We start from the raw sequence: 23,865 nt of genomic DNA, 5'->3' as shown, positions 1-23,865 counted from the left end.
GCGGTGATAATGGGCTGCCGCCATTGCAGCGACGCACTTCCCAAAACCTGATCGACTGCGCCATCATGAACGACAAACGCGTTAGCCCGCTGCGCAACTTCGCCGGTTTCATTCGCGCCGAGCGGCTCCGACTAACAGAGCAATGGATGAACGCGGTTTTCGGCGACGCCGACCTCGTGGAAGCCGACAAGCTCACGTATCAGCAACTCGCCGACCATCTGCCGGAAATTCTCGAAGGCTTGTGCGCGGCGCTCGATATTGAAGACCTGGAAAGCGTCGAACCGGCCATCGAACGCGATGCCCGAAAGCACGGCCTGGTGCGCTGGCGCCAGGGCTATCGCATCGAAGAACTCGTGCGGGAACTCGACCTTTTCCACCAGGTTCTCGCCGATGCACTCGAAGACTACGCGTCGCGCGACGGCACATTCACGCGCCGGCATGAGCGGCGCGCGCGCCGCATGATCGCCGAAACGCTGAGCGTGGTCACGCTCACGTCGATCAGGGAAGTGGTCAGCGAACGCGACCGCAAGATCGACGAATACACCGGGCGGCTCGAGCGCGCCAATCACGAACTGACGCTGAAGCAACGGCTCGTCGGCGAATTGTACGAGTCGCGCATGCACATCACGCGCAGCGTGGTTCACGATCTGCGCAACTTCCTGAACGCGTTTTCGATGGCGCTGCAACTGATCGCCCGCGCGCCCGCGAAAGCCGACACCGCGCTGACTCTGGCGAACCGGCAGGCCGAAGACATGAAGGCGCTGGTCGAGCAGATGGTCGAGTACTCGGTGATACTCGGCGACGGCGCGCCGTTGACGCCCGAACAGGTCGATCTGCATGAACTCTTCGAGGAACTGGTTGCGTCGTCGCGGCCGTCCATCGAGGCGAAGGGGCTGACGCTGCGCTCGGCGTTCGATCCGGCGCTGCCCGCCGTGACGTCGAACCGTTTGAAGCTCAAGCAGATCGCCGTGAATCTGCTTACCAACGCAATCAAGTACACGCAATCAGGACAGGTCGAGTTGCACTTCGCGATGGCCGGTCCGGAGCATTGGTCGATTCGCGTGTCCGATACCGGCGTGGGCATCGCGCCCGCCGATGCGGATCGCGTCTTCCATGAATTCGAGCGCGCGGCGGACGACGACATTCCCGGCACCGGGCTCGGACTCGCCATCGTGAAGGAACTGTGCCGCGTGCTGGGCGGACACATCGAGTTCGTGTCGCGCGAGGGCGTGGGCACGACGTTCACGATCCGCTTTCCGTTGACGCTCGAGGAGGAGCGGTTGCAGAACTAACAGCACCCGCCACCGCGGCTACGGAAAATAGCGGCCGAATTCCGTTGACAGAGCGTGCGGCAAAACGGCACACTCAATTCATGTTCACGCACACCTCCATCGCCGTCGCGATTAATCACCCGAAGCGAGCCGTCATCGGCTGGCCTTTGGGAGCATGTGCGCGTTAGCAGTCTGAATCTGTAAAACAAGCCCCCAAGGCCCCGCCGGTAACGGAAGGGGCCTTTTGTTTTGTGGGCGCCTCCGTCAGCCGGCTCTATAACGGAGAGCAAGATGGATCAGGCAAGCCCGCAGTGCATGGACGACGACGCACGTGTTCTGGCGTATCAGCAGAACGAGCGTCTGCCGAGGGTGGTGGTGCATTTCCCCGTCGCGCCTGGCGCGACGCTGACATGGCGCGTCGAAGCCGACAGCACGCTCGCGGTGAACGGTGCGCGTCTTTGGCTGACGCGCGTTAGTTCGCCTTACGATCACTGGCTGGTGCCGGGTCAAACGTTCAGCCTGCAGCGCGGCGAACGCATATGGCTCAGCATCGACGGCGAGCGCACGGCGCATGTCTCGCTGACTTATCTGTTGCCCGCACAGGGCTTGTTCAGGCGTTGTCTAAGCCGGCTCGCCCGCCTGGGCCTGGGACCGCCGACACCGCGTTGACATGCTTCCCGCGTGCGAAACACGCTCGCGAAAAGTGCAACGGCGCGATGGTCTCTTGCAGGCCATCGCGCCGCGCAAATACTCATGCTTTACCGAGCTGTGTCTTACTGCGTATCTTGCGGCGTGACCTCGACGGCCGCAGCGGAGACGAACACCGCATGGATCGTATCGCCCACTTTCACACCGGTCAGATCGACTTGCGGACCGGCTTCTAGCGTCTGCGTCTGATAGGCGCCGCGCAGCGTGACGAGGCGCCGTTTGCGGTCGATCTTCTGCACGGTGGCAAGCACTTCAACCTGGCGCGCCGATTCGAAGCCGCCCGAAGCCGGTGCATAAACCTGCGTATCGACACGTTCGCGAATGCCCTTGCCTTTGCCGTCGACCCGATCCGCCTTCACGAGCAGCGCATTCTTGTAGAGTGCATCGACACGATCGCCGACTCTGAGCTTTTCGAAGCCGGCAACTTGCTGACCCACGAGCACGACCACCACGTTACCGCCTGCGCCCTTCAGCGTCAGCGCGCGGCTGCCGGGATCGATACCCACGATCGTGGCCTTCAGATGCACCGGCTGTACCGCGCTCACAATGTCTTGCGCGGCGCTCGCCATCGCGTCTTGCGCCCATGCCGGTTGAGCCGCCGCGAGCATCGCTGCTGCCAATGCCGCTGCAATCGTCGCTGACTTCATTTACGCTCTCCTCGATGAATCGCCCTTTATTCAATGCGCATTTCGCATCGCTCAATACGCATATATTCAGGACGCTTGATTAAAGGTGCAGCGCAAAGATTGTACATGCCTTACAGAAAGCTTCAATCGCGCGAAGGGCCGCAGGCATCGATGCAAAAAAACAGCCTCTTCGCTGTTGGGCGAAGAGGCTGTTGTGCGCGGAGCGTTATCTAACGCAGACGCGTTCAGAACATCACACGCGTTCGATGGCGATTGCAATTCCCTGTCCGACGCCGATACACATCGTGCACAACGCGAAGCGCCCTTGCGTGCGCTGCAACTGGTACATCGCCGTGGTGACGAGACGCGCGCCGCTCATGCCGAGCGGATGACCCAACGCGATCGCGCCGCCATTCGGGTTCACGCGTGCGTCGTCGTCGGCCACGCCGAGCGTGCGCAGCACCGCAATGCCTTGCGACGCGAACGCTTCGTTCAGCTCGATCACGTCGAACTGATCGATCGTCATGTTCAAACGCGCCAGCAGTTTTTGCGTGGCGGGCGCCGGGCCGATGCCCATCACACGCGGCGCGACGCCGGCCGTCGCGATGCCGAGCACGCGCGCGCGCGGCGTGAGGCCGAAGCGCTTCGCGGTTTCTTCGTTGGCGAGCAGCAGAGCCGCAGCGCCGTCGTTGACGCCCGACGCGTTGCCCGCGGTCACGGTGCCGTCCGGGCGCACGACGCCCTTCAGTTTCGCGAGCGTCTCGAGGCTCGTTTCGCGCGGATGTTCGTCTTGCGATACGGTGATCGGATCGCCCTTCTTCTGCGCGATCGTCACACCGACGATTTCCTGCGCGAGCGTGCCGTCCTTCTGCGCGCGCGCGGCTTTTTGCTGGCTGCGCAGCGCGAACGCATCCTGATCGGCGCGGCTGATGTTGTAGTCGGTCGCGACGTTTTCGCCGGTCTCGGGCATCGAGTCGACGCCGTACATCTGCTTCATCAACGGATTGACGAAACGCCAGCCGATGGTCGTATCGTAGATGTCCGCCTGGCGCGAAAACGCGCTGGTCGCCTTGCCCATCACGAACGGCGCACGGCTCATGCTTTCGACGCCGCCCGCCACCATCAACGCGGCCTCGCCCGATTTGATCGCGCGCGCCGCGATGCCGACCGCGTCCATGCCCGAACCGCACAGGCGGTTCACGGTCGAGCCGGGCACCGCCTGCGGCAAGCCCGCGAGCAGCAGCGACATGCGCGCGACGTTGCGGTTGTCTTCGCCGGCCTGATTGGCACAGCCGTAGATCACGTCGTCGATGGCGTTCCAGTCGACGTTCGGGTTGCGCTCCATCAGCGCCTTGAGCGGCACCGCGCCCAGATCGTCAGCGCGAACCGACGACAGCGAACCCGCATAGCGGCCGATGGGTGTGCGAATCGCGTCGCACAGGAATGCTTCGGACATGTGATGTCTCCAGTGATGTACTGCGCGCGGCGCCGGCAGAAGCGCACGGATGAGTCGGGCATCGGCCGGACAGGCTGCCGGGCGGTACTCGCGGGAATTCAGCTTAGCGCAGGATAGTGAACGATGCGTTCGAGTCGCTGGCCGTTTTGTTCTTTATGCGAACAGACGGTCATATATCGAACAACAAGACTCGATGATAGGCGCGCGGCGGAAACGCTGTCAAGCGAACGCCGGCTTGCACCAGGGAATACGTGAGAAGCCGGAACGCGCACGGCAAAGTGTCTGACGATTGAGGCGCTCGCACCGCGGCCCGTGTTTGCAAGGCCGCGGCGCGAGGCTGGAGGGACGTTTGAAGGGACGCTAAAGGGACGTCAGCGGAGCGAGATGCCTTCGTCGGCGATATAGCCGCGGATCACATCGGCGAAACTTTGATCGCCGCGCAAGCCGAGCTGCTCGGCGCGCGACGTATCCCATCGTCCGGGCCAACTGCCGACAATCTTTTCCACGCGCGCATCCGCCTGCCACACGATCCGTTTCGCGACTTCGTCGCCGGCCACTTCGCGCAACGCCGCGACCATCTCGTCGACGCTGACTGAAATGCCGGGCAGATTCAGCACGCGCTGGTTGCCGAGCGCGGCGGCATTCAGCTCGAGGCCGGCGATCAGGCATTCAATCGCCTTGCGCGGCGACAGCAGCCACAGGCGCGTCGAGCCGTTGACCGGACACACGGCCTCTTCGCCGTTCAGCGGCTCGCGGATAATGCCGCTCGCGAACGACGACGCCGCTGCGTTCGGCTTGCCCGGCCGCACGCTGATGGTCGGCAGGCGCAGAACGCGTCCGTCGACGAAACCGCGCCGCGAGTAATCGTTGAGCAGCAACTCGGCGATCGCTTTCTGCGCGCCGTACGACGACTGCGGATTGAGCGCCGTATCGTTCTTCACGACCTCGGGCAACTCGCCGCCGTACACCGCGACCGAACTCGTGAACAGCACGCGCGGCCGGTGTCCGCGTTGCCGGCAGACATCCAGCAGCAGACGCGACGCATCCAGATTGATGCGCATGCCGAGATCGAAATCCGCTTCGGCCTGCCCGCTGACGATCGCGGCAAGATGAAAAATCGCCGCTGTCTGGCCGTCGATCGCGCGCTCGAGCACGCTGCGCTCGGCGATATCGCCGACTTCGGTGCGCACGCGGCTGTCGCCGAAATCGTTGGCCTGCACGACGTCGAGCAGCACGAGTTCCGTGAGTGCTTGCGGCGCGCCCTGCGCGTCTTTCAACGAACCGCGCGCGAGCAGTTCACGCGCGAGGCGCTGACCGAGAAAACCTGCACCGCCGGTAATGAGTACTTTCATGATTCGCTTGAGTCCTCGTGTTGGGTTATCAGGCCGCGCTCAGGCCGCCTTCACGCTGCGTTCAGATAAGGCTTTAACCAGCCGAGTCCCGCGGACGTCGCGGCGCGCGGCCGGTATTCGCAGCCGATATAGCCGTCGTAACCGAGCGCGTCGATCACCTCGAACAGATATGGATAGTTGATCTCGCCCGTGTCCGGCTCGTGCCGCTCGGGCACGCCCGCGACCTGAATGTGGCCGATGCCCGCGAAATCGCGCCTTAGTTTCATCGCGAGATCGCCTTCGACGATCTGGCAGTGATAACAGTCGAACTGCACCTTGAGATTCGGCGCGCCGACTTCCGCGCAAATGGCTTGCGCTTCATCTTGCCGGTTGAGAAAAAAGCCCGGCATGTCGCGTGTATTGATCGGCTCGATCACGATCGTGATGCCCTCCGCTTGCGCGGCCTTCGCGGCATGCGCAAGGTTTTGCAGATACACCTCGCGATGCCGCTCGCGCGGCTGATCGGCGGCGATCAGGCCGGCCATCACATGCAGCTTGCGATTGCCAATCACCCGCGCGTAGTCGAGCGCGGTGTCGATGCTGCGGCGAAACTCGTCTTCACGTCCCGGCAGCGTCGCGATGCCGCGCTCGCCGCTTGCCCAGTCGCCCGGCGGCGCATTGAAGAGCGCTTGCGTGAGGCCGTTCGCATCGAGACGCGCCTTGATTTCTTCCGCGCGGAAATCGTAGGGGAACAGAAACTCGACCGCTTTGAAGCCGTCTTTCGCCGCGGCGGCGAAGCGGTCCAGGAAAGCGTGCTCGTTGTACATCATCGACAGATTCGCGGCGAAGCGAGGCATGGCGGCAACTCCTTTGAAGCGATGTTCGGCGCGCGGCAAACAACACCAGGCAATGCGTAAGCCGCGCGCAGGACGATTAACGGTTGACCAGTCTCGCGGGCGTGAGCCACGTGGCAATCGCGCCGATCACCAGCATGCCGGCCAGCACATACATGCCGGACTGCGTACTGTGCGTCAGGTCCTTCAGATACCCGATCATATAAGGGCTCGCGAAGCCCGCGAGATTCCCGATCGAATTGATGATCGCGATGCCTGCCGCCGCGGTCGCGCCCGACATGAACGCCGTCGGCAGCGACCAGAAAAGCGGCGCGCAGGTCAGCACGCCGGCTGCGGCGAGCGATAGAAACGCAATCGACACAACCGTGTTGCTCGCGAACGAAGCCGCCACCGTGAAGCCCACCGCGCCGAACAGCGCCGGCACGATCAGATGCCAGCGGCGTTCGCGGCGCTTGTCGGCGCTATGGCCCATCAGATTCATCACGACGATCGCGCAGAGAAACGGAATAGCGCTCAGCAAGCCGATATTGAACGCACCGCTAACGCCTGTCGATTTGATGAGCGTCGGCATCCAGAACGTCAAACCATATTGGCCGGTGACGAACGCGAAATAGATCAGCGACATCCACCATGTGCGCGGATCGCGGAACACGGCGCGCAGCGAATGCGCGTTGGCTTTTTCCTTCGGCTGCGATGCGGCGATTTCATCGCTGAGCAAGCGCTTTTCGGGTTCGCTCAGCCACTTCGCGCTCGCGATGCCGTTGTCGAGATACAGGATCGTCGCAATGCCGATTGCAACCGCGGGAACCGCTTCGATCAGGAACATCCACTGCCAGCCCGCGAGACCCGAGCTGTTATGAAACGACTGCATGATCCAGCCGGACAGCGGATTGCCGAAAATGCCCGACACCGGAATCGCCGACATGAACACCGCAATGATCTTCGCGCGCCGATGCGACGGGAACCAGTACGTCAGATAAAGGATCACGCCAGGATAGAAACCGGCTTCGGCGAGACCGAGCAGAAAGCGCAAGATATAGAACTGCGCGGGCGTCTTGACGAACACGAACAGCGCCGACATCACGCCCCAGGTAATCATGATTCGCGCTATCCAGATACGCGCGCCGAGCTTGTGCATCAGAATATTGCTCGGCAACTCGAACAGAAAATAGCCGATGAAGAACACGCCCGCGCCGAGGCCGAACACGGTTTCGCTAAACGCGAGATCCTGCGACATTTGCAGCTTGGCAAAGCCCACGTTCACACGGTCGAGATAAGCGACCACGTAGCACAGCATCAGGAACGGCACGATGCGCCAGAACACTTTCTTGTAGGTACGCTCGATTTCCGCGGCGCCGGGTTGTCCCAGGGCCGCCGCAATCGGCTGGCCCGATACGGCCTGATACGAACTCATGCAATGTCTCCTTGGATGGATGTGTGATGCGTCGCCTTGGGCGATCTAGCTTTGAATGGTCCGTTGCAACCGGCTACCAGCGCGCGCCGAACACGCTGCGCAGTTCTTCGAGCGCGGCTTCGGTAAGCGGCGCGGGCCGCGGATTCGTCATGAGCCACAAACGTGCGGTTTCCTCGAGTTCTTCCAGTGCATACGACGCCTGCGCGACCGAGCGCTCCCACACCACCGGACCGAGCCGCTCGAGCAACACCGCGCGAACGCTGCCGGCCAGCGCGGCGATTTGCGCGGCGACTTGCGGGTCGCCTGGCCTGCTGTAACGAATCAGCGGGACGTGGCCCACTTTCATCACGTAGTACGGGGTGATCGGCGGCAGTACGTCGCTCTCGCTCCATACGCCCGCAAGCGTGAGCGCGACGAGATGCGTCGAATGCGTATGCACGATGCCGCGCGCCTCGCCGTTGCGCGCATAGATGCCGCGATGCAGCGCGAGCGTTTTCGACGGCTTGCCGCCCGACACCGCGTTGCCGTCGAGATCGACTTTGGCGATGTCGGCGGGATCGAGGCGGCCGAGGCACGCATCCGTCGGCGTGATGAGCCAGCCGTCGTCGAGACGCGCGCTGATGTTGCCGGCGCTGCCCACGGTATAGCCGCGCTGATAAAGACTCGCGCCTGTTATGCAGATTTCTTCGCGCACGCGCGCTTCGTTCGTTGCGTGGATGGCGGGTGCGCCGGTCGTTGCGCCGGTCGTTGCGCTAGTCAGTTCACTAGTCATCAAGCGGCTCCGTTCAGATGGCGCAGCGCTTTTTCGAAGAAATCCGTTGCGCCGAAATTGCCGGACTTCAGCGCGAGCGCGAGCGGTTGAGAACCGGTCGTCGCAGTCGCGGGCACGCCCGGGTCGATCTGCGCGCCGATGCGCAAACTGTGCACGTCGAGCGCCTGCACCACTGCGCCCGATGTCTCGCCGCCGGCCACGACGAACTTGCGCACGCCGCGCTCATAAAGACCGCGCGCAATCGACGCCAACGTGGCTTCGACCAGATGCCCCGCCTTATCGACGCCGAGTTCGCGTTGCACCGCTTTGACTTCGTCGGGCGTGGCGGTTGCATAGATCAGCATCGGCTCGCCTTTGTCGAGGTGCGTCTGCGCGAATGCGAGCGCCTGTTCGACGACGGCCTCGCCGCGCGCGGCCGCGAGCGGATCGATGCGAAACGCGGGACGCGTGTCGCGCCACGCCGCGACTTGCGCGTTGGTCGCTTTCGACGCGCTGCCCGCGAGCACCGCCGACAAACCTTCGACGGCCGGCAGTTGCGCCGCATCGTCTTGCGGCTGAAGCAAGCCCGCGCGGCGAAAGTTGGCCGGCAAACCGAGCGCGATGCCCGAGCCGCCCGTGATCAGCTTGAGATCGGCGCAGGCTTCGCCGAGCACGTACAGATCGGCGTCGGAGACCGCATCGGCGATTGCCATGCGTGCGCCCTGCTTACGCAACGCGTCGAACGATTCGCGCACTGCCGCGGCGCCCTTCGCCACCGCGTCATAGCGCACGAGCCCGACTTGCGATTGCGTCTGACGTTGCAGCACGCGCACGAGGTTCGCGTCGCGCATCGGCGTGAGCGGATGATTCTCCATGCCGGACTCGCTGAGCAATGCATCGCCGACAAACAGATGCCCGCGAAAAATCGTGCGTCCGTTCTCGGGAAACGCCGGGCATGCAATCGTGAAAGCGCTTGCCTTGTCGTCGGCGCAAAGCGCGTCGAGCAACGCATCCGTCACCGGGCCGATGTTGCCCGCATCGGTCGAATCGAACGTCGAGCAATATTTGAAAACGAACTGGCGGCACCCTTGCGCGCGCAACCAGTCGAGCGCGGCGAGCGATTGCGCGACCGCATCGGCGGCCGGAATCGTGCGCGACTTCAGCGCGACGACGATTGCATCCGCCGTGATCGTTTCGCCATCCTGAGGAACGCCGATGGTCTGCACGGTGCGCATGCCGCCGCGCACCAGCATATTCGCGAGGTCGGTCGCGCCCGTGAAATCGTCGGCGATGCAGCCGAGCAGCGCGCGTTGTGTCGTAGCCGTCATGGCAGGCGCTCCCGCTTACTTGGCCGCCGGCACGTCGATGCCGGGGAAAATCTTGATGACCGCGGAATCGTCCTCGCCGCCGTGGCCGGCCGTGGACGCCATCATGAACATCTGATGCGCCGCCGCCGAAAGCGGCAACGGGAATTTCGAGCGGCGCGCGGTATCGAGCACGAGACCGAGATCCTTGACGAAAATATCGACGGCCGACAGCGGCGTGTAATCGCCATTGAGTATGTGCGGCACGCGGTTTTCGAACATCCACGAATTGCCCGCGCTGTGCGTGATGACGTCGTACAGCGCGTCGGGATCGACGCCTTCGCGCAAGCCGAGCGCCATCGCCTCCGCCGCCACCGCGATATGCACGCCCGCGAGCAACTGGTTGATGATCTTCACCTTCGATCCCGCGCCATGCGCCGAGCCGAGGCGATAGACCTTGCCGGCCATCTTCGCCAGCACGTCCTCGCAGGCCGCATAAGCCGCGGCGGGGCCGGACGTCATCATCGTCATCTCGCCGGATGCCGCGCGCGCCGCGCCACCCGAGACCGGTGCATCGAGCATCTGCAAGCCGGCTGCTTCAACACGCTTGCCGAGTTCGATCGCGAAATCGGGCGCGACCGTCGCGCTTGCGATCACGACGCCGCCCGGCTTCATCGCCGAAACCGCGCCTTGTGCGCCGAACAGCACGGCTTCGGTTTGCGCAGCGTTGACGACCAGCGTGACGACCACCTCGCATTGCGCGCCGAGTTCGGCGGGCGATGCGCAACCCACGCCGCCCTCCTTCACGAAGGCTTGCAGCACTTCACTGCGCAGGTCGCACGCGTGAACGCGAAAGCCCGCGCGCAGCAACGAGCGCGCGACGCCGAGGCCCATTGCGCCAAGACCGATGACACCAACATTTCTGGACATGCTCGAACCTCTCTGAAGTCTGTTAAGTGCTCACGCGAATCGGCGCGGGAATGCGCCGGGCACAGGGCCTTGCATCAGCGAATGCCCGCTTCCGCGAGCCGCCGTGCGGCGTTGTACATATGCGTTCGCGCCGCATTGCGCGCGGCCATCGGATCGCCCGCGCGAATCGCGGCGGCAATGGCCGCATGCTCTTCGCGCACCTGACGCGAAAAGTCCTCGCGCAACGCTTCATTGCGACGCGTGACGACCGTGCCGGCCTCGAGATACTGGTTCAGGAACGTGAGCGTTTTGAGGAAATACGGATTGCCGGTAGCCGCCGCGATCGCGCGATGAAACGCGACGTCTTCGGTCACGCCGTCTTCGCCCTCGGCGACAGCCTCGTCGATCTTCGCGAGCGCGGCATCAATGGCCATCATGTCGGCGTCGGTGCGGCGCATCGCGGCCTCGGACGCGACTTCGGCTTCGATCGCCCGCCGCAGCGCGAGAATCTGCACGACGGAGCCAGGCTCGACCGCTTCCGCGTAGTCGATACGCAGCGGCCGCACCGTCCCATGCGCCGCGACGAACACGCCGCTGCCCTGACGCGGCTCGACCACGCCTTCATTCTTCAGCCGCGAGATCGCCTCGCGAATCACCGTGCGGCTCACGCCGAACTGTTGCGCGAGCACGGCCTCGGTCGGCAGCTTGCCGCCGCGCGTGAACGTGCCCTTGTCGATCTGCTTGAGAAGCTGCTGCGCGACCGTGTCGCTCAATGCGCGCGCTGGAATCTTGTCGAACATGCACTGCCTCGTTGTCATGTTATCGGGTCATCATACAAATTTTCGATGCGGGCGGCATCCTCGGATACCCTGGGTTTTTCAAGCGCAGGGTGCTTAAGTTGGCGAAACAGAAGGCTTAAGCTATCGTCACGCCTTTGCGCATCCGCATGTTGATCAAGCGTCGATCACGGTCGATCGAGGTCGATTCACTCGACGCCAGCGGTGCCCGAGCCCTTCGAACGCATTCTCCCAGGTCCATGAGCAAAGCCTTGCCGCCGTCCTCCGACGTTTCCGCCAGCGCCGAACCGGCCCCGGACAAACCGGGCGACTCCTACGTGCAGTCGTTCGCGCGCGGCCTCGCGGTGATTCGCGCGTTCGACGCGAAGCGCCCCGAACAGACGCTCACCGACGTCGCCGCCGCGACCGGCCTCACGCGCGCCGGCGCGCGCCGCATTCTGCTGACCTTGCAGACGCTCGGTTATGTCGAAGCCGAAGGGCGCCTGTTCCGTCTCACGCCGAAGATTCTGGACCTCGGCTTCGCGTATCTGACGTCGATGCCGTTCTGGAATCTCGCCGAGCCGGTGATGGAGGAATTGTCCGCGCAGGTTCACGAGAGCTGCTCGGCGGCCGTGCTCGACCGTACCGAGATCGTGTATGTGCTGCGCGTGCCGACGCACAAGATCATGACGATCAATCTGTCGATCGGCAGCCGCTTGCCGGCGTATTGCACGTCGATGGGCCGCGTGCTGCTGTCCGCGCTCGACGACGAAACGCTCGACGCAACGCTGAATTCGTCGCCGCTTTACGCGCACACGCCGCGCACGGTGACGGACAAGGAAGAACTGAAGAAGCTGATCGCGCAGGTGCGCCGCCAGGGCTGGGCCATCGTCGATCAGGAACTCGAAGGCGGTCTGATTTCGCTGTCCGCGCCGATCCGCAATCGGCAGGGACGCGTGATCGCCGCGATGAACATCAGCGGCAATGCGCAGCGCAATTCCGCGAAGCAGATGGTGAAGGCGTTTCTCGAGCCGCTGCAACACGCGGCGCAAAGCGTGTCGGAGATGGTGGCGCGGCGCGGGTGATGGCGCTGGCGCTTGTGCTTGCGCTTCTGCGTGAATAACGTTGAAGCACAAGCGCCGCTGCCTGCGTCCAGGCGTCTAGCGGCTCAGATACCGTTCCACAAGACGCGTCCAGAACGCGGCGCCCACCGGCAGATTGCGGTCGTTGAAGTCGTAGTGCGGGTTGTGCACCATGCAGCCGTCCTCGCCGACTCCGTTGCCGATACGCAGGAACGTGCCTGGCCGCTGTTGCAGCATGAACGCAAAGTCTTCGCTGCCCATGAGCATGTCCGTGTGCGCGACTACCTTGTCGTCGCCCACCAGTTCGCGCGCGACTTCGATTGCGAAATCTGTTTCGTGATCCGAATTAATCACGACCGGATAGCCTTCGATATATTCGACGATGGCCTTGCCGCCATAACTCGCGGCCTGCGTTTCGGCGAGTTCGGTAATGCGTTTTTTCAGCAGCGCGCGCACTTCGGCGCTGAACGAACGCACGCTCAGTTCCAGCTTCGCCGTGCTTGCGATCACGTTGTTCGCCGTGCCCGCATGCATGGAGCCGACCGTCACCACCGCCGGTTGCGACGGATCGACGTTGCGCGCGACGATCGTCTGCAACGCCATTACGATGCTCGCGGCGATCACGACCGGATCCACCGTCAGATGCGGACGCGCCGCATGACCGCCCACGCCTTCGATCGTGATGATCGCCTTGTCGCCGGCCGACATGAACGGCCCCTTGCGAAACAGCAGCACGCCCGGCTCCGCGCCCGGATGATTGTGCACACCGAACACGGCGTCGCACGGAAAGCGCTCGAACAGGCCGTCTTCGATCATTTTCTTCGCGCCGCTGTCGATGCCGCTTTCTTCGGCCGGCTGAAAGTACAGGTGCACCGTGCCCGAAAAATTGCGCGTGACCGCGAGGCGTTGGGCCGCGCCGAGCAGCATCGTGGTGTGACCGTCGTGGCCGCACGCGTGCATCTTGCCGTGCGTGCCGCTCGCATAAGGCAAACCGGTTTCCTCGACGATCGGCAACGCGTCCATGTCCGCGCGAATGCCGATGCTGCGTGTGCCCTCGCCCGCTTTCAACGTACCGACCACGCCGGTTTCACCGACACCGCGCGTCACCTGCCAGTCCCATTCTTCGAGTTTGCCGGCGACGAGCGCGCCCGTCTGCAATTCCTCGTAAGCCAGTTCGGGATGGCGATGGATGTGATGGCGAATATCACGCAGGCTTTCGGCGGCGGGAATCAGATCGGCTAGTTCGGTCAAACGCGCGGTTTCGCTCATTTTTCAAGGGACTCCGTGATGGGTGAAGCTGAATGAAGGCAGATGCAAAGGCGGCCGTAAGCGTGACGCACGCTCACGCGGCTCGATGTCCAGCACTATAGCCGGGCATGGCCCTTGAGGAAGGCGATCAATGCATGACCCGCGTCTTCGAGTTCGCCTGAGTTGTCGATCGACTCGCAGCGCACGCCGTCGGGCAAGCTGAAAGGCGCGTGACGTGCGAGCCGCGCGGCCACCTGTTCCGCGGATTCGCGCGCGCGTGCGCCGAGACGCGCTTCGAGAATATGCGGCGCCGCGTCCACATGCACGACTTCTGTCCGCGGATAGCGCGCGAGCGCATGATTCAGATACTGACGCGAACCGTTGACGACCACCGTGCAACCACGCGCGAGCCACGCATCGAGTTCGATGCCGATGCCATAGTGCAGCGAATGACTCGACCACTCGAGCGCGAAGAGACCGAGCAACGAACGCGCGGCGAACTCCTCGACACTGAGCGCGACATGTTCCTCGCCATTGCCGCTTGGCCGCGTAATGTAACGATGCGCGAAAAGAATCGGCTCGCCCGCGAGATGCTTGCGCGCAAAGCCCAGCAACGCGTCTTTACCCGCGCCGGACGGCCCCATCACATAGACCAGGCGACCTGTCATTGGCCCCTCACCTCATGGCTTTTAAACGGCACACTTTGCCATAAGACGGCGCGTTTCGGGACCTGTCCAGCGCGACGTATTTACGTGGACAGCGGCACGCGCTCGGGTTCGTCCGCTTCGAACCACGCGGGATTGCGCGCGGCGATGGGACCGAGCGACACGAGAATTTCGCGCAGATGACTGCGCATCGCGGCTTCGGCGGCGGCCGGATCGCGGGCGCGCAAGCCGGCCAGAATTTTCGCGTGCTGTTTGATTAGCAGATCGAGTGGCGACACGTCGGGCAGACTCAAGTAACGCACGCGGTCCATCTGCGCCTTGATGTCCTGGATGGTTTCCCACGCGGCCGTGCAATCTATTGCTTGGGCGATCGCGTAATGAAACGCCTCGTCGAGTGCGAGAAACGCGGCCGTGTCGTTCGATTTCGCCGCGAGCTTCTGGTCACGGATGTTGTCGGTAAGCGCCTGCAATTGCTCGTCGGTAATCGACACAGCCGCTTTGCGCACGACGGCTGCTTCGATCGCTTCGCGAATGAAGCGCCCTTCGCGCACCTGACGCGGCGAAATGCGCTTCACGAAAGTGCCGCGTTGCGGCAAGACCTGCAATACGCCCGCCTCGACCAGTTTGATGAACGCCTCGCGCACGGGCTGCCGCGACACCTGAAACATGTCGGAGACGTCCTTCTCCGAAAGCGGTGTGCCGGGCGCCATCTGTCCGATAAAAATGGCCTGCCGCAACGCCCGGAAAATCTGCTTGCCGATGGGTTCGTGCGAATCGAACGACACGCTCGCGGTCAGGTCGGGCAGCGCGACATGCTCGCCTTGCTGCGCACTCGCGCGACGCCGGGCGCGCGGCACGGCGAGCGTTGCATCGGCGGAAATCGAAGGCTTGCTGGCGGAGAAATTCCTGGTCGGCATTTTTGCAAACTACGGAGAGCATCGGGTGGGGAGCCTCAGCGATACGTCGCGAGGCTTCGCACCATACTACCATGCACGTTTGATGGTCAGCGTGCCTGCACGCGGCTCGCGAATCCATACGACCGAGCACACCGCGCCAAGCACCGCAATCCCGCCCGCGAGCACGAATGCGCTGCCGTATGCGCCATGCGTCGCCTGCACGATGAAGCCGGTAACCGCGGGTCCAATCACGCCGGCCAGATTCGCCAGCAGATGCACGAAGCCGCCGACGCCGCCCACATGTTCGCGCGGCACCGTGTCCTGAATCACGGCCCAATACACGGCGCCCGTCACATAGAGGAAGAAGATCGAGACCGACATCAACGCGACCGCGCTTTGCGTGCTGGCCACGCGGCCGGCCAGCGCGACGCACACCGCCGCCGCGCCGAGGCAGGTGCCGAGCACGATCTTGCGCGACAGCAGCGGCCTGCCCGTCAACCGCAGAATCAGGTCGGAGATGAAGCCGCCCGCTGCGAGCCCGATGCTGCCGAGTACCCACGGGATCACCGTGGCGATACTCATGTCATGCAAGCTCAGGTGATGCGCTTCCGTCAGATACGTCGGGAACCACGAGAGAAAGAAGAACAGCACGTAGTTATACGAGAAGAATGCGAAGGCCGTCGCGAGAATGATCGGCTTGCGCAGGAAGTGGCCAAGGCCGAGCTTCTCGCCATCGGCCGAATGGGTGATGGCATGTTCATCCGCCTGACCGGCCAGAATGATCTCCATCTCCGCCTGCGAGACACGCGCGTTCTGCTGCGGATGTTCAGTCGTGGTCGCGGCCCATGCGATCAGCCAAAGCAGCCCCAGCAGCATGATCGCGACGAAGGCCCAGCGCCAGCCGAACTGCACCGCCATGAAGCCCACCACCGGACCCGCAAGCGCGCCGCCAAGCGGCGTGCCGGAACTGATCACGCCGATCGCGCTCGCGACTTCCTTGCGCGGAAACCAGTTGTTGACCATCTTGCTGTTGGACGAGCTGAACGGGCCTTCGCCCATGCCGAACAGCACGCGCAAGACGATGAGCGAACCAATGCCCGTCGCAAGCGCCGTTGCTCCGCAAAACACGGACCATACGCCCATTGCCGTGCCGAACACGCGTTTTGCGCCGACCTTATCCGACAGCACGCCGCCCACGAAATTGAACAACGCGTAGCCGACGAAGAAGCTGCTGAACACCACGCCCATCTGCGCATGCGAAAAGTTAAGGTCTTTCTGGATCAGCGGCGCGGCGATAGACAGCGCGGAGCGGTCCAGATAATTGATGACGCCTGCGAGAAACAGCAGCGCCACGACAAACCAGCGTTGACTTTTAATCATGCGATGTCTCCTTCGGTTCTCGCCTCTTGACGGGCGTTAATACCGCTTGTGAATGGGATGCGCGCGCCTCTCGGACGTGCGGCTTCAATCGAAATTCAGGTGCACCTTCATCGATTGCGAGCGATCGAGCGCGACCTCGAACGCCTTATTGGCGTCGTTCATCGCAAATGCGTGCGTCATGAGCGGGCGCAGGTCCAGCTTGCCGGAGGCGATTTCATCGGCGGCGGTCGCGTATTCGTCGGCGAAGCGAAATGAGCCCTGATAGCGCAGCTCTTTCGACATGACGAGGTTGGCGGCAACAGGCGATTGACCCGCCGGCAAATTGCCGACCTGGATCACCGTGCCGCCCGCGCGCGCCGAGCGCAACGCAGTGTCGAGCCCCGCGGGGCTACCCGATGCTTCTATCACGACATCGAACGTGCCGCGTTGCGCGGACCATTGTTCGATGGTCGCGGTATCGGCGGCATTCACGGTCTGGTCCGCGCCGAGCTGTTCCGCGACGCTCAACGCGCGGCTCGACAGATCCACCGCGACGACCCGATGCGCGCCGGCGCGCCGCGCGACGGACAGCAGAATGCAGCCGATCGGTCCGCAACCGATCAGCAGCACGCTCGCGCCGATGAGCGAGCCGGCCTGCTTCACCGCGTGCAACGCAACGGCGAGCGGCTCGGCCATCGACGCCTGCGCGAAATCGACGCCGTCCGCCACGGGGAAACATTGCCGCGCCGCCACGACAATGTATTGCCGGAACATGCCCTGCGTGTGCGGGAAGGTCGACGCGCTCCCCATGAAGCGCATGTTCAGACAATGATTAGGCATCCCTATCGTGCAGTACTTGCAGGTGCCGCATGCGAGGCCCGGATTCACGGCGACGCGCTGGCCGGGCGCGAGACGCGTTTCCGTACTCACGCCCGCGCCGAGCGAATCGATTTCGCCGGCCACTTCGTGTCCGAGCACAAAGGGCTCGCGCACCGCAAAATCGCCGCTTTTTCCCTTGAAGTAGTACGACAGATCCGAGCCGCAAATGCCGCCCGCGCGCACGCGCACTCGCACCTGACCGGGGCCGGGCTCCGGCGGTTCCATTTCGTCGATGCGGATCAGCTTGGGTTCGTGAAGGACGGCTGCAAACATGGTGGACTCCGGTATTTCAATTCGAAAAGAAGAATGCTCGGCGATAGCGCGGCGTCACCAGTTCCATAGCGTGCCGTCCTCGAGACGCGCAACGGGCAGATAAGCCGGGTCGTACGGGAAACGCGCGGCGGCGGCTTCGTCGATGTCGACGCCGTGACCCGGCGCATCGCCGGGATGCATCATGCCTTTGTCGAAACGCCATGCATGCGGGAATACATCGAGCGCGTCTTGCGGAAAGCCCATGTATTCCTGCACGCCGAAATTCGGCACCCACAGGTCGAAATGCAACGCCGCGCCCATGCAGACCGGCGACAGGTCCGACGGTCCGTGGCAGCCGGTGCGTACCTGATACAGCGAAGCAAAATCCGCAATCCGCCGAAGATGCGTGATGCCGCCCGCGTGAGTCAACGTCGCGCGGATATAGTCGATCAGTTGCTCCTCGATCAACTGCTTGCAGTCCCAGATGCTGTTGAACACCTCGCCGACCGCAATCGGCGTGACCGTATGCTCGCGTATCAGGCGGAAGCCGGCCTGGTTTTCGGCGGGCGTCGGGTCTTCCATCCAGAAGAGACGGTACGGTTCGACAGATTTGCCGAGGCGCGCGGCTTCGATAGGCGTCAGCCGATGGTGCACGTCGTGCAGCAGATGCGTGTCGAAACCGAACTTGTCGCGCACGGCTTCGAACAGCTTCGGCACGAAGTCGAGATATTTCTCCGACGACCAGCTTTGCTCTTCCACCGCGCCCTTCGTTGCGGGCTCATACATGCCGCTGCCCTTCGACACGCCATAGACAGAGCGCATGTTCGGCACGCCGCATTGAATGCGGATGGCCTGATAGCCCGCTTCGATGTGTTCGGCGTACCGCTCGAGCGCTTCGGGAATGTCGCGGCCGGTAGCGTGTCCGTAGACCATCACGCCTTCGCGCGACGCGCCGCCGAGCAGTTTGTACAGGGGCATGCCGGTCACTTTGCCGAGTATGTCCCACAGCGCCATGTCGACAGCCGCGATTGCCGTCATCGTGACAGGACCGCGGCGCCAGTACGCGCCTTTGTACAGATACTGCCAAGTGTCTTCGATACGGCCAGGATCGCGGCCGATCAGAAGCGGACACACGTGGTCCTTCAGATACGATGCAACGGCCAGTTCACGGCCATTGAGCGTCGCATCGCCGATGCCGTGCACGCCTTCGTCGGTGACGATTTTCAGCGTGACGAAGTTGCGGCCGGGACACGTGACGATGACGTCGGCACGAACGATCTTCATGGTTTCTTCCTTGCAAAGACTGGCCTTGGGGCGGCAACCGCAGCGGCAACGTGTTGCGGAAATCGCGTTTTTCGCAGTGCCCGAAGCGTTGGAACGATGCTACCATACAAGTATATTGAAGCGTCAAATCAGGGTTTTCCCGCTGATTCACTGCGATTCACCGTAATTCACAGCCCGTGACGCAACCCGTGACCTCGTCTGGATTTCAAACATGAGCACGCCAGCATCGTTGCCTCGACTCAATCGTCAAGCGTTGTCCGCATTGCATGAACATGTGTTATCGCCGCAGGCCGCATGGCGCGAGCCCGGCATCGGCATCGTTCATCTCGGCATCGGCAATTTTCATCGCGCGCATCAGGCGCTTTATACGGAAGAAGCCATGCTCGCCGAAGGTGGCGACTGGGGCATTTGCGGCGTCACGCTGCAAGGCGACGTGGCCAAGCGCGATGCGCTGATGGAACAGCAAGGCTTATATAGCGTCGTGGAACGCGGTCCTGACGGCGCGAAGGTGACGGTCGTGCGCGCACTGCGCGAGGTGCTCGCAATGCCGCACGATAGCGATGCACTGTTTGCCCGCCTCGCCGATCCCGCAGTGCGGATCGTGTCGCTGACCGTCACGGAAAAAGGCTACTACCGCGATGCAAAAACAGGCGACGTCGCGCTCGACGATCCCGCCGTACAACACGATCTTTCGCATCCACACGCGCCGCGCACCGTGCCCGGCATTCTGGTCGCCGCACTGCGCGCACGCCGCGACGCTGCAATAAAGCCGTTCACCGTTCTCTCGTGCGACAACCTAGCGCACAACGGCGCCGCATTACGTCAGGTGGTGTGTTCGTTTGCAAGGCAGTCCGATACGGCACTCGCCGACTGGATTGCCGCGGAAGTGGCCTTCCCGTCGACGATGGTCGACCGTATCGTCCCTGCCACGACCGACGCGGAACACGCGAGCGCAGCCGCGGCGCTCGGCTATCGCGACGCCGCGCCCGTGCCTTGCGAGCCTTTCCGGCAATGGGTTATCGAAGACTATTTTCCAGCGGGACGTCCCGCATGGCATGCGGTGGGCGCGCAACTCGTCGACGACGTCACGCCCTACGAACTGGCGAAGCTGCGCATGCTCAACGGCACGCATTCCACGCTTGCCTATCTGTCGATCCTCGGCGGCTTCGCCACGATCGACGAGGCCATCGCCGAGCCCGCCGTGCGCAATCTCATTCACGCGATGATGACGCACGAAATCGCGCCGACGCTCGACATGCCCGCTTCGTTCGACGTAGCCGCCTATCGTGACGCACTGCTCGAACGCTATGCGAACCCCGCGCTCAAACACCGCTGCGCGCAGATCGCGATGGACGGCAGTCAAAAGATTCCGCCGCGCCTGCTCGGCACGATCGCCGCGAGAATCGCCGCGAATCAGCCATTCACGCGCCTTGCACTGGCCGTCGCTGCATGGATGACGTTCCTGCGCGGTCATGCGGATGACGGCTCGCGTTACGACATCAGCGATCCGCTTGCCGGCAGATTGAAGACGCTCGCGGCATCGGCCAATGGCGAGCCGCAAGCGTTAATGGACGCGCTGCTATCGGTGCGCGAAATCTTCCCCGTGGAATTGGCGGGACAGCCTGCGTTCAGGGCCGCGCTTCATCATGCGTTGCAGTTGCTGCAAACGCGGGGTGCACGCGCCGCGATAGCCGCGTCGCAATAGCGCGCGCAAAAAGCAACGTGCGAACTACGCGGTCGGCTCGGCATCGTCCCCTTCGGCTGCGCCGTCGCCTGCCGTTGCCTGCACGACTTCGATCGGCTCCGTCTGCTGACGCCGACGCGCTTCGAGCACGTCGTGATAGCGCAAATATGCGCACCGTCCCCCCGATTTCGCCGCATACATCGCCGCGTCCGCATTGAGCAGCAGTTCTTCGGCGGTGCCGCTGTCGTCGGGAAACTGGCTGATGCCGATGCTCGCGCCCACCGTCATGCCCTGGCCGTCCATCACGATTTCTTCGTTCAGCGTGTTCATGATGCGCGACGCGATGCCCGGCGCCGCCTCAGCCGAGCGCGGCCCTTCGATCAGCACGATGAATTCGTCGCCGCCCAGACGCGCGACGACATCGGCGGAATGCAGCACCTGTTTGAGCCGCAGCGCCACCGCCACGAGCACCTTGTCGCCGACCGCATGGCCGAACTGATCGTTGATCTGCTTGAAGCGGTCGAGGTCGACGAACAGCACGGCGAGTCCTTCGCGGCGGCGCGTCGCGTCCTGAATCGCGCGCTCGAGTTTCTCCATGAACAGCATGCGATTCGGCAAACCGGTCAGCACGTCGTGCGTGGCGAGATGCACGAGCTCGCGCTGCTTGACGTGCAGCGCATCCATCTGCGATCTGATCTCGCGGCGCAAGCGGTCGAAGCAGCGCGCGAGTACACCGATCTCGTCGGTGCGCTTGAGCGGCAACGTGCCCATTGCGTGTTCGGCGAACAGATGCGTCGCCGCATACGCGAGGATGTGCAGCGGCTTGGTGAGCGCGCGTGCGAACAGAATGGCGAGCAGCACGGCCAGTGCGCTGAAGACCAACACCATGCGGATGATGCTGCCGCCCAGCAGATGCGCGCCGGACAGCACGTCCTCAAGCGGCTTGCCGAGTCCGAGCACGATAAAGCGATTGCCCTCCGACGCGCCGAACGGTCTGCGCACGAAAGCGAGCACCTGTCCGTCCGCCTCGTGCGGACGCGCAAGACCGTTCGCGAGTACTTCGCTTTCCTTCTGTTCGAAGAGCGGCTTCGTCACGGCGAAGCTGTCCTGCATCAGCACGCGGCGGCCCACGTCGAAGCCGAACGTTTTGGCCGCATCGGGATGAACGAGAAAGTCGCCCCATTCGTTCGCGAGATAAACCTGATAATCGCTCGGCAAATCGCTTTGCAAACGCTTGAGCAGATTCGAGAGATTCACGTCGATCACCACGACGCCGACCACCGCGCCCTGCGCGTTCGCTACCGGCGTGCCGACCCGCAGCGTCGGCTTGCCCTGCGCCGCGTGCGCACCGTATTCATGATTGACGGAAATCGGCGACGTATAGAGGCGTCCCGGCGAAAAGGCGAGCGGCTCGAACACATACGGAAACTGGCCTTTTTCCTGCAGACTTCCGCCTTGCACGCGTATCAGTCCGTCGGCGTCGCGGTCGAAACGAATGATTTCCAGCCCATGATTCGCGCGGCTGATCAGGCGGATCTGCAGATATTCGGCATGGTGAATCATGAAGCTCGAGTACACCTGCGCGAGCCGTTCGCGCGGCAAGCTCGAGCTTAAACCGTCGTCGGCCGCGACGACTTCCGCCGACGAAGGCAAGCTCGCGAGCACGAGCGCGTCGGCGCCGACGTCGTCGATGGAGGCGGAAAAGCGCTCGCCGAGCAACTCAGTCGACGTCAGCAAGCTGCGCCCCGCTTCCTTCACCAGCATCGTGCGGTTCGAGTGATACGCGTAATAGCCGGTCGCGCCCGAAGCCAGCACGCCGATGCACGCGAGCAGCACGGAGAGTTTGAACGTGAGGCCTGGGCGGATCATCAGAAGCGCTCCGAGCGATCGCCGGACGCGATTCGGGCCCACAGGTCCTCGCGCTTTTGAATGTTCTCGACCGGCCCGATCCACAGAATGCGGGCGTTGTCGCTATTCGCCGCGGGCGCGGTCAATGTATTCGCAAGCCCCTGACGTTGCGTCAGCAGGCGGCTCACGTCCGGCTCGAGCATGTAATTGATCCAGGCGAGCGCGAGCTGCGGCTCGGCGGCCACGCGCGTCATGGACCAGCAATCGAGCCACGCGAGCACGCCTTCATCGGGAATCACGTAACCGACGTCGGCGCCCGCGCGGCGCAGCAATTCCACTTGCTGCGTGCCGTAGTTGCCGAACATCAACGCGACGTTATGCTGGACAAAAAATGCGGTGGCCTCTTCGGGCAACGTGTAATAGGTCAGTAAATTGCGGCGCAGTTCGACGAGCTTGTGAGCGATCGCGCGCATCTGCGTGTCGTTCAGATTGAACGGATCGCGATAACCCAATGCAAGCGCGGTAAACGAAAAGTTGTGCTGCGCGCTGTTGAAGTCGAGCACCTTGCCGCGGTATCGCGGGTTCCAGAGTTCGCGCATCGAGCGCGGTGCAACCGGAATCTGCTTGCGATCGTAAATGAGGCCCATCGACGAATAGGTAAACGGAATTCCGTAGACCTTGCCGTCTGAGACGATTCCTTCAATGGACGCGCGCGCCTGGAAACGCGGCAATTGTCGCGCGGTGTTGGGCAGGCTTTGCAGATCGAGTGGCGCGAGCAGATGGGCGCGCGAATAGCGCTGTATCTCCGCGGTGTTGGCGGCGAGCACGTCGAAAGGCGGCGCATTTTTCGCGTGCATTTGCGCCCACAACGCTTCGTCGGAATCGACGAGCGTCACTTCCACCTTTACGTCGTAGCGCAATTCGAAAGTCTTCACGACGTCGGCATCGGCGTAACCGGGCCACGCGAGCACATGCAGGACTTTTTTCGCGGCCTCGGCCGATGCACCCGACAGCATCCCGACGCACAGAAACACGCTCAGCGCGACGCGCAGCAAGACGCCGCAATAGCCGCGCGCAGCTAACCGCGCGCGTGGCAAAGCCGCTGAAATTCGCCGCTGGCCACGCCGCTCGTCATGGCGCTTTTCATCTGCCGTCGAAATCATGTGCATACAACACCGTTAAGCAGAAGGCAGTTCCGGCGAGCCTATGCCCGCGTAATCAATCGCGAATTAAACCGGAGAACATTTCCTCAGACAGGACTGCTCTTT

21 protein-coding genes are annotated in these 23,865 nt (G+C 63.1%); 4 read left to right on the top strand and 17 right to left on the bottom strand.

Annotation, left to right across the window (positions count from 1 at the left end):
* Positions 1-65 precede the first annotated feature (65 nt).
* On the top strand, positions 66-1,292 hold the full coding sequence (locus tag CUJ91_RS19960; protein WP_006049275.1) for a sensor histidine kinase: 1,227 nt from the start codon (positions 66-68) through the stop codon (positions 1,290-1,292).
* A gap of 270 nt (positions 1,293-1,562) precedes the next feature.
* Positions 1,563-1,940, top strand: a complete 378-nt coding sequence (locus CUJ91_RS19955; protein WP_053859512.1) for a DUF2917 domain-containing protein — start codon at positions 1,563-1,565, stop codon at positions 1,938-1,940.
* A gap of 104 nt (positions 1,941-2,044) precedes the next feature.
* On the opposite strand, the gene CUJ91_RS19950 is transcribed toward CUJ91_RS19955, so the two are convergent.
* The 9 genes from CUJ91_RS19950 to CUJ91_RS19910 all read right to left on the bottom strand — a co-directional run bounded on the left by CUJ91_RS19950 (position 2,045) and on the right by CUJ91_RS19910 (position 11,424).
* The gene (locus tag CUJ91_RS19950; protein WP_029966366.1) at positions 2,045-2,626 is read right to left on the bottom strand and encodes a hypothetical protein; all 582 of its coding nucleotides are present in this window, start codon (positions 2,624-2,626) and stop codon (positions 2,045-2,047) included.
* Between the two features lie 232 nt (positions 2,627-2,858).
* Positions 2,859-4,061 carry a 3-oxoadipyl-CoA thiolase gene (gene pcaF, locus CUJ91_RS19945; RefSeq protein WP_053859514.1) on the bottom strand — a complete coding sequence of 401 codons (1,203 nt, stop codon included), beginning with the start codon at positions 4,059-4,061 and terminating at the stop codon, positions 2,859-2,861.
* Between the two features lie 371 nt (positions 4,062-4,432).
* Positions 4,433-5,413 (bottom strand): D-erythronate dehydrogenase, encoded by a 981-nt coding sequence (gene denD / locus CUJ91_RS19940; protein WP_114156929.1) that lies wholly within the window; start codon positions 5,411-5,413, stop codon positions 4,433-4,435.
* Between the two features lie 50 nt (positions 5,414-5,463).
* Positions 5,464-6,249: a 2-oxo-tetronate isomerase gene (otnI, locus tag CUJ91_RS19935; protein ID WP_006049270.1), complete on the bottom strand. Its 786-nt coding sequence runs from the start codon at positions 6,247-6,249 to the stop codon at positions 5,464-5,466.
* Positions 6,250-6,325: 76 nt separating this feature from the next.
* Positions 6,326-7,660, bottom strand: a complete 1,335-nt coding sequence (locus CUJ91_RS19930) for an MFS transporter (protein ID WP_107708939.1) — start codon at positions 7,658-7,660, stop codon at positions 6,326-6,328.
* A 73-nt stretch (positions 7,661-7,733) separates the two neighbouring features.
* A complete protein-coding gene (gene otnC, locus CUJ91_RS19925; RefSeq protein ID WP_114156928.1) occupies positions 7,734-8,432 on the bottom strand; it encodes a 3-oxo-tetronate 4-phosphate decarboxylase in 699 nt (232 codons plus the stop codon).
* Positions 8,432-9,739 carry a 3-oxo-tetronate kinase gene (gene otnK, locus CUJ91_RS19920; RefSeq protein ID WP_114156927.1) on the bottom strand — a complete coding sequence of 436 codons (1,308 nt, stop codon included), beginning with the start codon at positions 9,737-9,739 and terminating at the stop codon, positions 8,432-8,434. Before otnK ends, otnC begins: the two co-directional genes overlap by 1 nt.
* Before the next feature lie 15 nt (positions 9,740-9,754).
* The gene (gene ltnD, locus CUJ91_RS19915) at positions 9,755-10,645 is read right to left on the bottom strand and encodes an L-threonate dehydrogenase (RefSeq protein WP_107708945.1); all 891 of its coding nucleotides are present in this window, start codon (positions 10,643-10,645) and stop codon (positions 9,755-9,757) included.
* A 74-nt stretch (positions 10,646-10,719) separates the two neighbouring features.
* Complete coding sequence (locus tag CUJ91_RS19910; RefSeq protein ID WP_107708947.1) at positions 10,720-11,424, bottom strand: FadR/GntR family transcriptional regulator; 705 nt, start codon at positions 11,422-11,424, stop codon at positions 10,720-10,722.
* Between the two features lie 236 nt (positions 11,425-11,660).
* Here CUJ91_RS19910 and CUJ91_RS19905 point away from each other — a divergent pair, with 236 nt between their 5' ends.
* Positions 11,661-12,485 carry an IclR family transcriptional regulator gene (locus CUJ91_RS19905; protein ID WP_006049264.1) on the top strand — a complete coding sequence of 275 codons (825 nt, stop codon included), beginning with the start codon at positions 11,661-11,663 and terminating at the stop codon, positions 12,483-12,485.
* A gap of 75 nt (positions 12,486-12,560) precedes the next feature.
* Here CUJ91_RS19905 and CUJ91_RS19900 read toward each other — a convergent pair whose 3' ends face one another.
* From CUJ91_RS19900 to manD, 6 genes are all read right to left on the bottom strand, one after another.
* Entirely contained in the window at positions 12,561-13,751 is a 1,191-nt protein-coding gene (locus CUJ91_RS19900; RefSeq protein WP_114156926.1) for a M20 aminoacylase family protein, read from the bottom strand.
* Between the two features lie 95 nt (positions 13,752-13,846).
* Positions 13,847-14,398 carry a phosphonate metabolism protein/1,5-bisphosphokinase (PRPP-forming) PhnN gene (gene phnN / locus CUJ91_RS19895; RefSeq protein WP_006049262.1) on the bottom strand — a complete coding sequence of 184 codons (552 nt, stop codon included), beginning with the start codon at positions 14,396-14,398 and terminating at the stop codon, positions 13,847-13,849.
* 80 nt (positions 14,399-14,478) lie between these two features.
* Positions 14,479-15,312: a GntR family transcriptional regulator gene (locus CUJ91_RS19890; RefSeq protein WP_114156925.1), complete on the bottom strand. Its 834-nt coding sequence runs from the start codon at positions 15,310-15,312 to the stop codon at positions 14,479-14,481.
* Positions 15,313-15,378: 66 nt separating this feature from the next.
* Positions 15,379-16,671 carry an MFS transporter gene (locus CUJ91_RS19885; protein WP_114156924.1) on the bottom strand — a complete coding sequence of 431 codons (1,293 nt, stop codon included), beginning with the start codon at positions 16,669-16,671 and terminating at the stop codon, positions 15,379-15,381.
* Positions 16,672-16,755: 84 nt separating this feature from the next.
* Positions 16,756-17,802: an L-idonate 5-dehydrogenase gene (locus CUJ91_RS19880; protein ID WP_006049259.1), complete on the bottom strand. Its 1,047-nt coding sequence runs from the start codon at positions 17,800-17,802 to the stop codon at positions 16,756-16,758.
* Positions 17,803-17,856: 54 nt separating this feature from the next.
* Entirely contained in the window at positions 17,857-19,065 is a 1,209-nt protein-coding gene (gene manD / locus CUJ91_RS19875; RefSeq protein ID WP_114156923.1) for a D-mannonate dehydratase ManD, read from the bottom strand.
* 211 nt (positions 19,066-19,276) lie between these two features.
* Here manD and CUJ91_RS19870 point away from each other — a divergent pair, with 211 nt between their 5' ends.
* Complete coding sequence (locus CUJ91_RS19870) at positions 19,277-20,770, top strand: mannitol dehydrogenase family protein (protein ID WP_114156922.1); 1,494 nt, start codon at positions 19,277-19,279, stop codon at positions 20,768-20,770.
* Between the two features lie 24 nt (positions 20,771-20,794).
* Here the strand turns inward: CUJ91_RS19870 and CUJ91_RS19865 are convergent, their stop codons facing one another.
* Entirely contained in the window at positions 20,795-22,618 is a 1,824-nt protein-coding gene (locus tag CUJ91_RS19865; protein ID WP_114156921.1) for a diguanylate cyclase domain-containing protein, read from the bottom strand.
* A complete protein-coding gene (locus tag CUJ91_RS19860; RefSeq protein WP_053859527.1) occupies positions 22,618-23,766 on the bottom strand; it encodes an extracellular solute-binding protein in 1,149 nt (382 codons plus the stop codon). Before CUJ91_RS19860 ends, CUJ91_RS19865 begins: the two co-directional genes overlap by 1 nt.
* Positions 23,767-23,865: the final 99 nt, after the last annotated feature.

Origin of the sequence: Paraburkholderia graminis, from assembly GCF_003330785.1 — a bacterium.
Lineage (GTDB): Bacteria > Pseudomonadota > Gammaproteobacteria > Burkholderiales > Burkholderiaceae > Paraburkholderia > Paraburkholderia graminis.
The sequence above is the reverse complement of the archived record's forward strand: the minus strand, read 5'-3'. Positions and strand labels throughout refer to the sequence as shown.

Bases quoted from the DNA above. Each gene is read 5' to 3' on its own strand.
- CUJ91_RS19930 (WP_107708939.1), bottom strand. From the start codon at position 7,660: ATGAGTTCGTATCAGGCCGTATCGGGCCAGCCGATTGCGGCGGCCCTG.
- denD (WP_114156929.1), bottom strand. From the start codon at position 5,413: ATGAAAGTACTCATTACCGGCGGTGCAGGTTTTCTCGGTCAGCGCCTC.
- phnN (WP_006049262.1), bottom strand. From the start codon at position 14,398: ATGACAGGTCGCCTGGTCTATGTGATGGGGCCGTCCGGCGCGGGTAAA.
- CUJ91_RS19955 (WP_053859512.1), top strand. From the start codon at position 1,563: ATGGATCAGGCAAGCCCGCAGTGCATGGACGACGACGCACGTGTTCTG.
- CUJ91_RS19865 (WP_114156921.1), bottom strand. From the start codon at position 22,618: ATGATCCGCCCAGGCCTCACGTTCAAACTCTCCGTGCTGCTCGCGTGC.
- CUJ91_RS19870 (WP_114156922.1), top strand. From the start codon at position 19,277: ATGAGCACGCCAGCATCGTTGCCTCGACTCAATCGTCAAGCGTTGTCC.
- otnK (WP_114156927.1), bottom strand. From the start codon at position 9,739: ATGACGGCTACGACACAACGCGCGCTGCTCGGCTGCATCGCCGACGAT.
- CUJ91_RS19890 (WP_114156925.1), bottom strand. From the start codon at position 15,312: ATGCCGACCAGGAATTTCTCCGCCAGCAAGCCTTCGATTTCCGCCGAT.
- manD (WP_114156923.1), bottom strand. From the start codon at position 19,065: ATGAAGATCGTTCGTGCCGACGTCATCGTCACGTGTCCCGGCCGCAAC.
- ltnD (WP_107708945.1), bottom strand. From the start codon at position 10,645: ATGTCCAGAAATGTTGGTGTCATCGGTCTTGGCGCAATGGGCCTCGGC.
- CUJ91_RS19860 (WP_053859527.1), bottom strand. From the start codon at position 23,766: ATGCACATGATTTCGACGGCAGATGAAAAGCGCCATGACGAGCGGCGT.
- CUJ91_RS19905 (WP_006049264.1), top strand. From the start codon at position 11,661: ATGAGCAAAGCCTTGCCGCCGTCCTCCGACGTTTCCGCCAGCGCCGAA.
- otnI (WP_006049270.1), bottom strand. From the start codon at position 6,249: ATGCCTCGCTTCGCCGCGAATCTGTCGATGATGTACAACGAGCACGCT.
- CUJ91_RS19950 (WP_029966366.1), bottom strand. From the start codon at position 2,626: ATGAAGTCAGCGACGATTGCAGCGGCATTGGCAGCAGCGATGCTCGCG.
- pcaF (WP_053859514.1), bottom strand. From the start codon at position 4,061: ATGTCCGAAGCATTCCTGTGCGACGCGATTCGCACACCCATCGGCCGC.
- otnC (WP_114156928.1), bottom strand. From the start codon at position 8,432: ATGACTAGTGAACTGACTAGCGCAACGACCGGCGCAACGACCGGCGCA.
- CUJ91_RS19880 (WP_006049259.1), bottom strand. From the start codon at position 17,802: ATGTTTGCAGCCGTCCTTCACGAACCCAAGCTGATCCGCATCGACGAA.
- CUJ91_RS19960 (WP_006049275.1), top strand. From the start codon at position 66: ATGAACGACAAACGCGTTAGCCCGCTGCGCAACTTCGCCGGTTTCATT.
- CUJ91_RS19910 (WP_107708947.1), bottom strand. From the start codon at position 11,424: ATGTTCGACAAGATTCCAGCGCGCGCATTGAGCGACACGGTCGCGCAG.
- CUJ91_RS19885 (WP_114156924.1), bottom strand. From the start codon at position 16,671: ATGATTAAAAGTCAACGCTGGTTTGTCGTGGCGCTGCTGTTTCTCGCA.
- CUJ91_RS19900 (WP_114156926.1), bottom strand. From the start codon at position 13,751: ATGAGCGAAACCGCGCGTTTGACCGAACTAGCCGATCTGATTCCCGCC.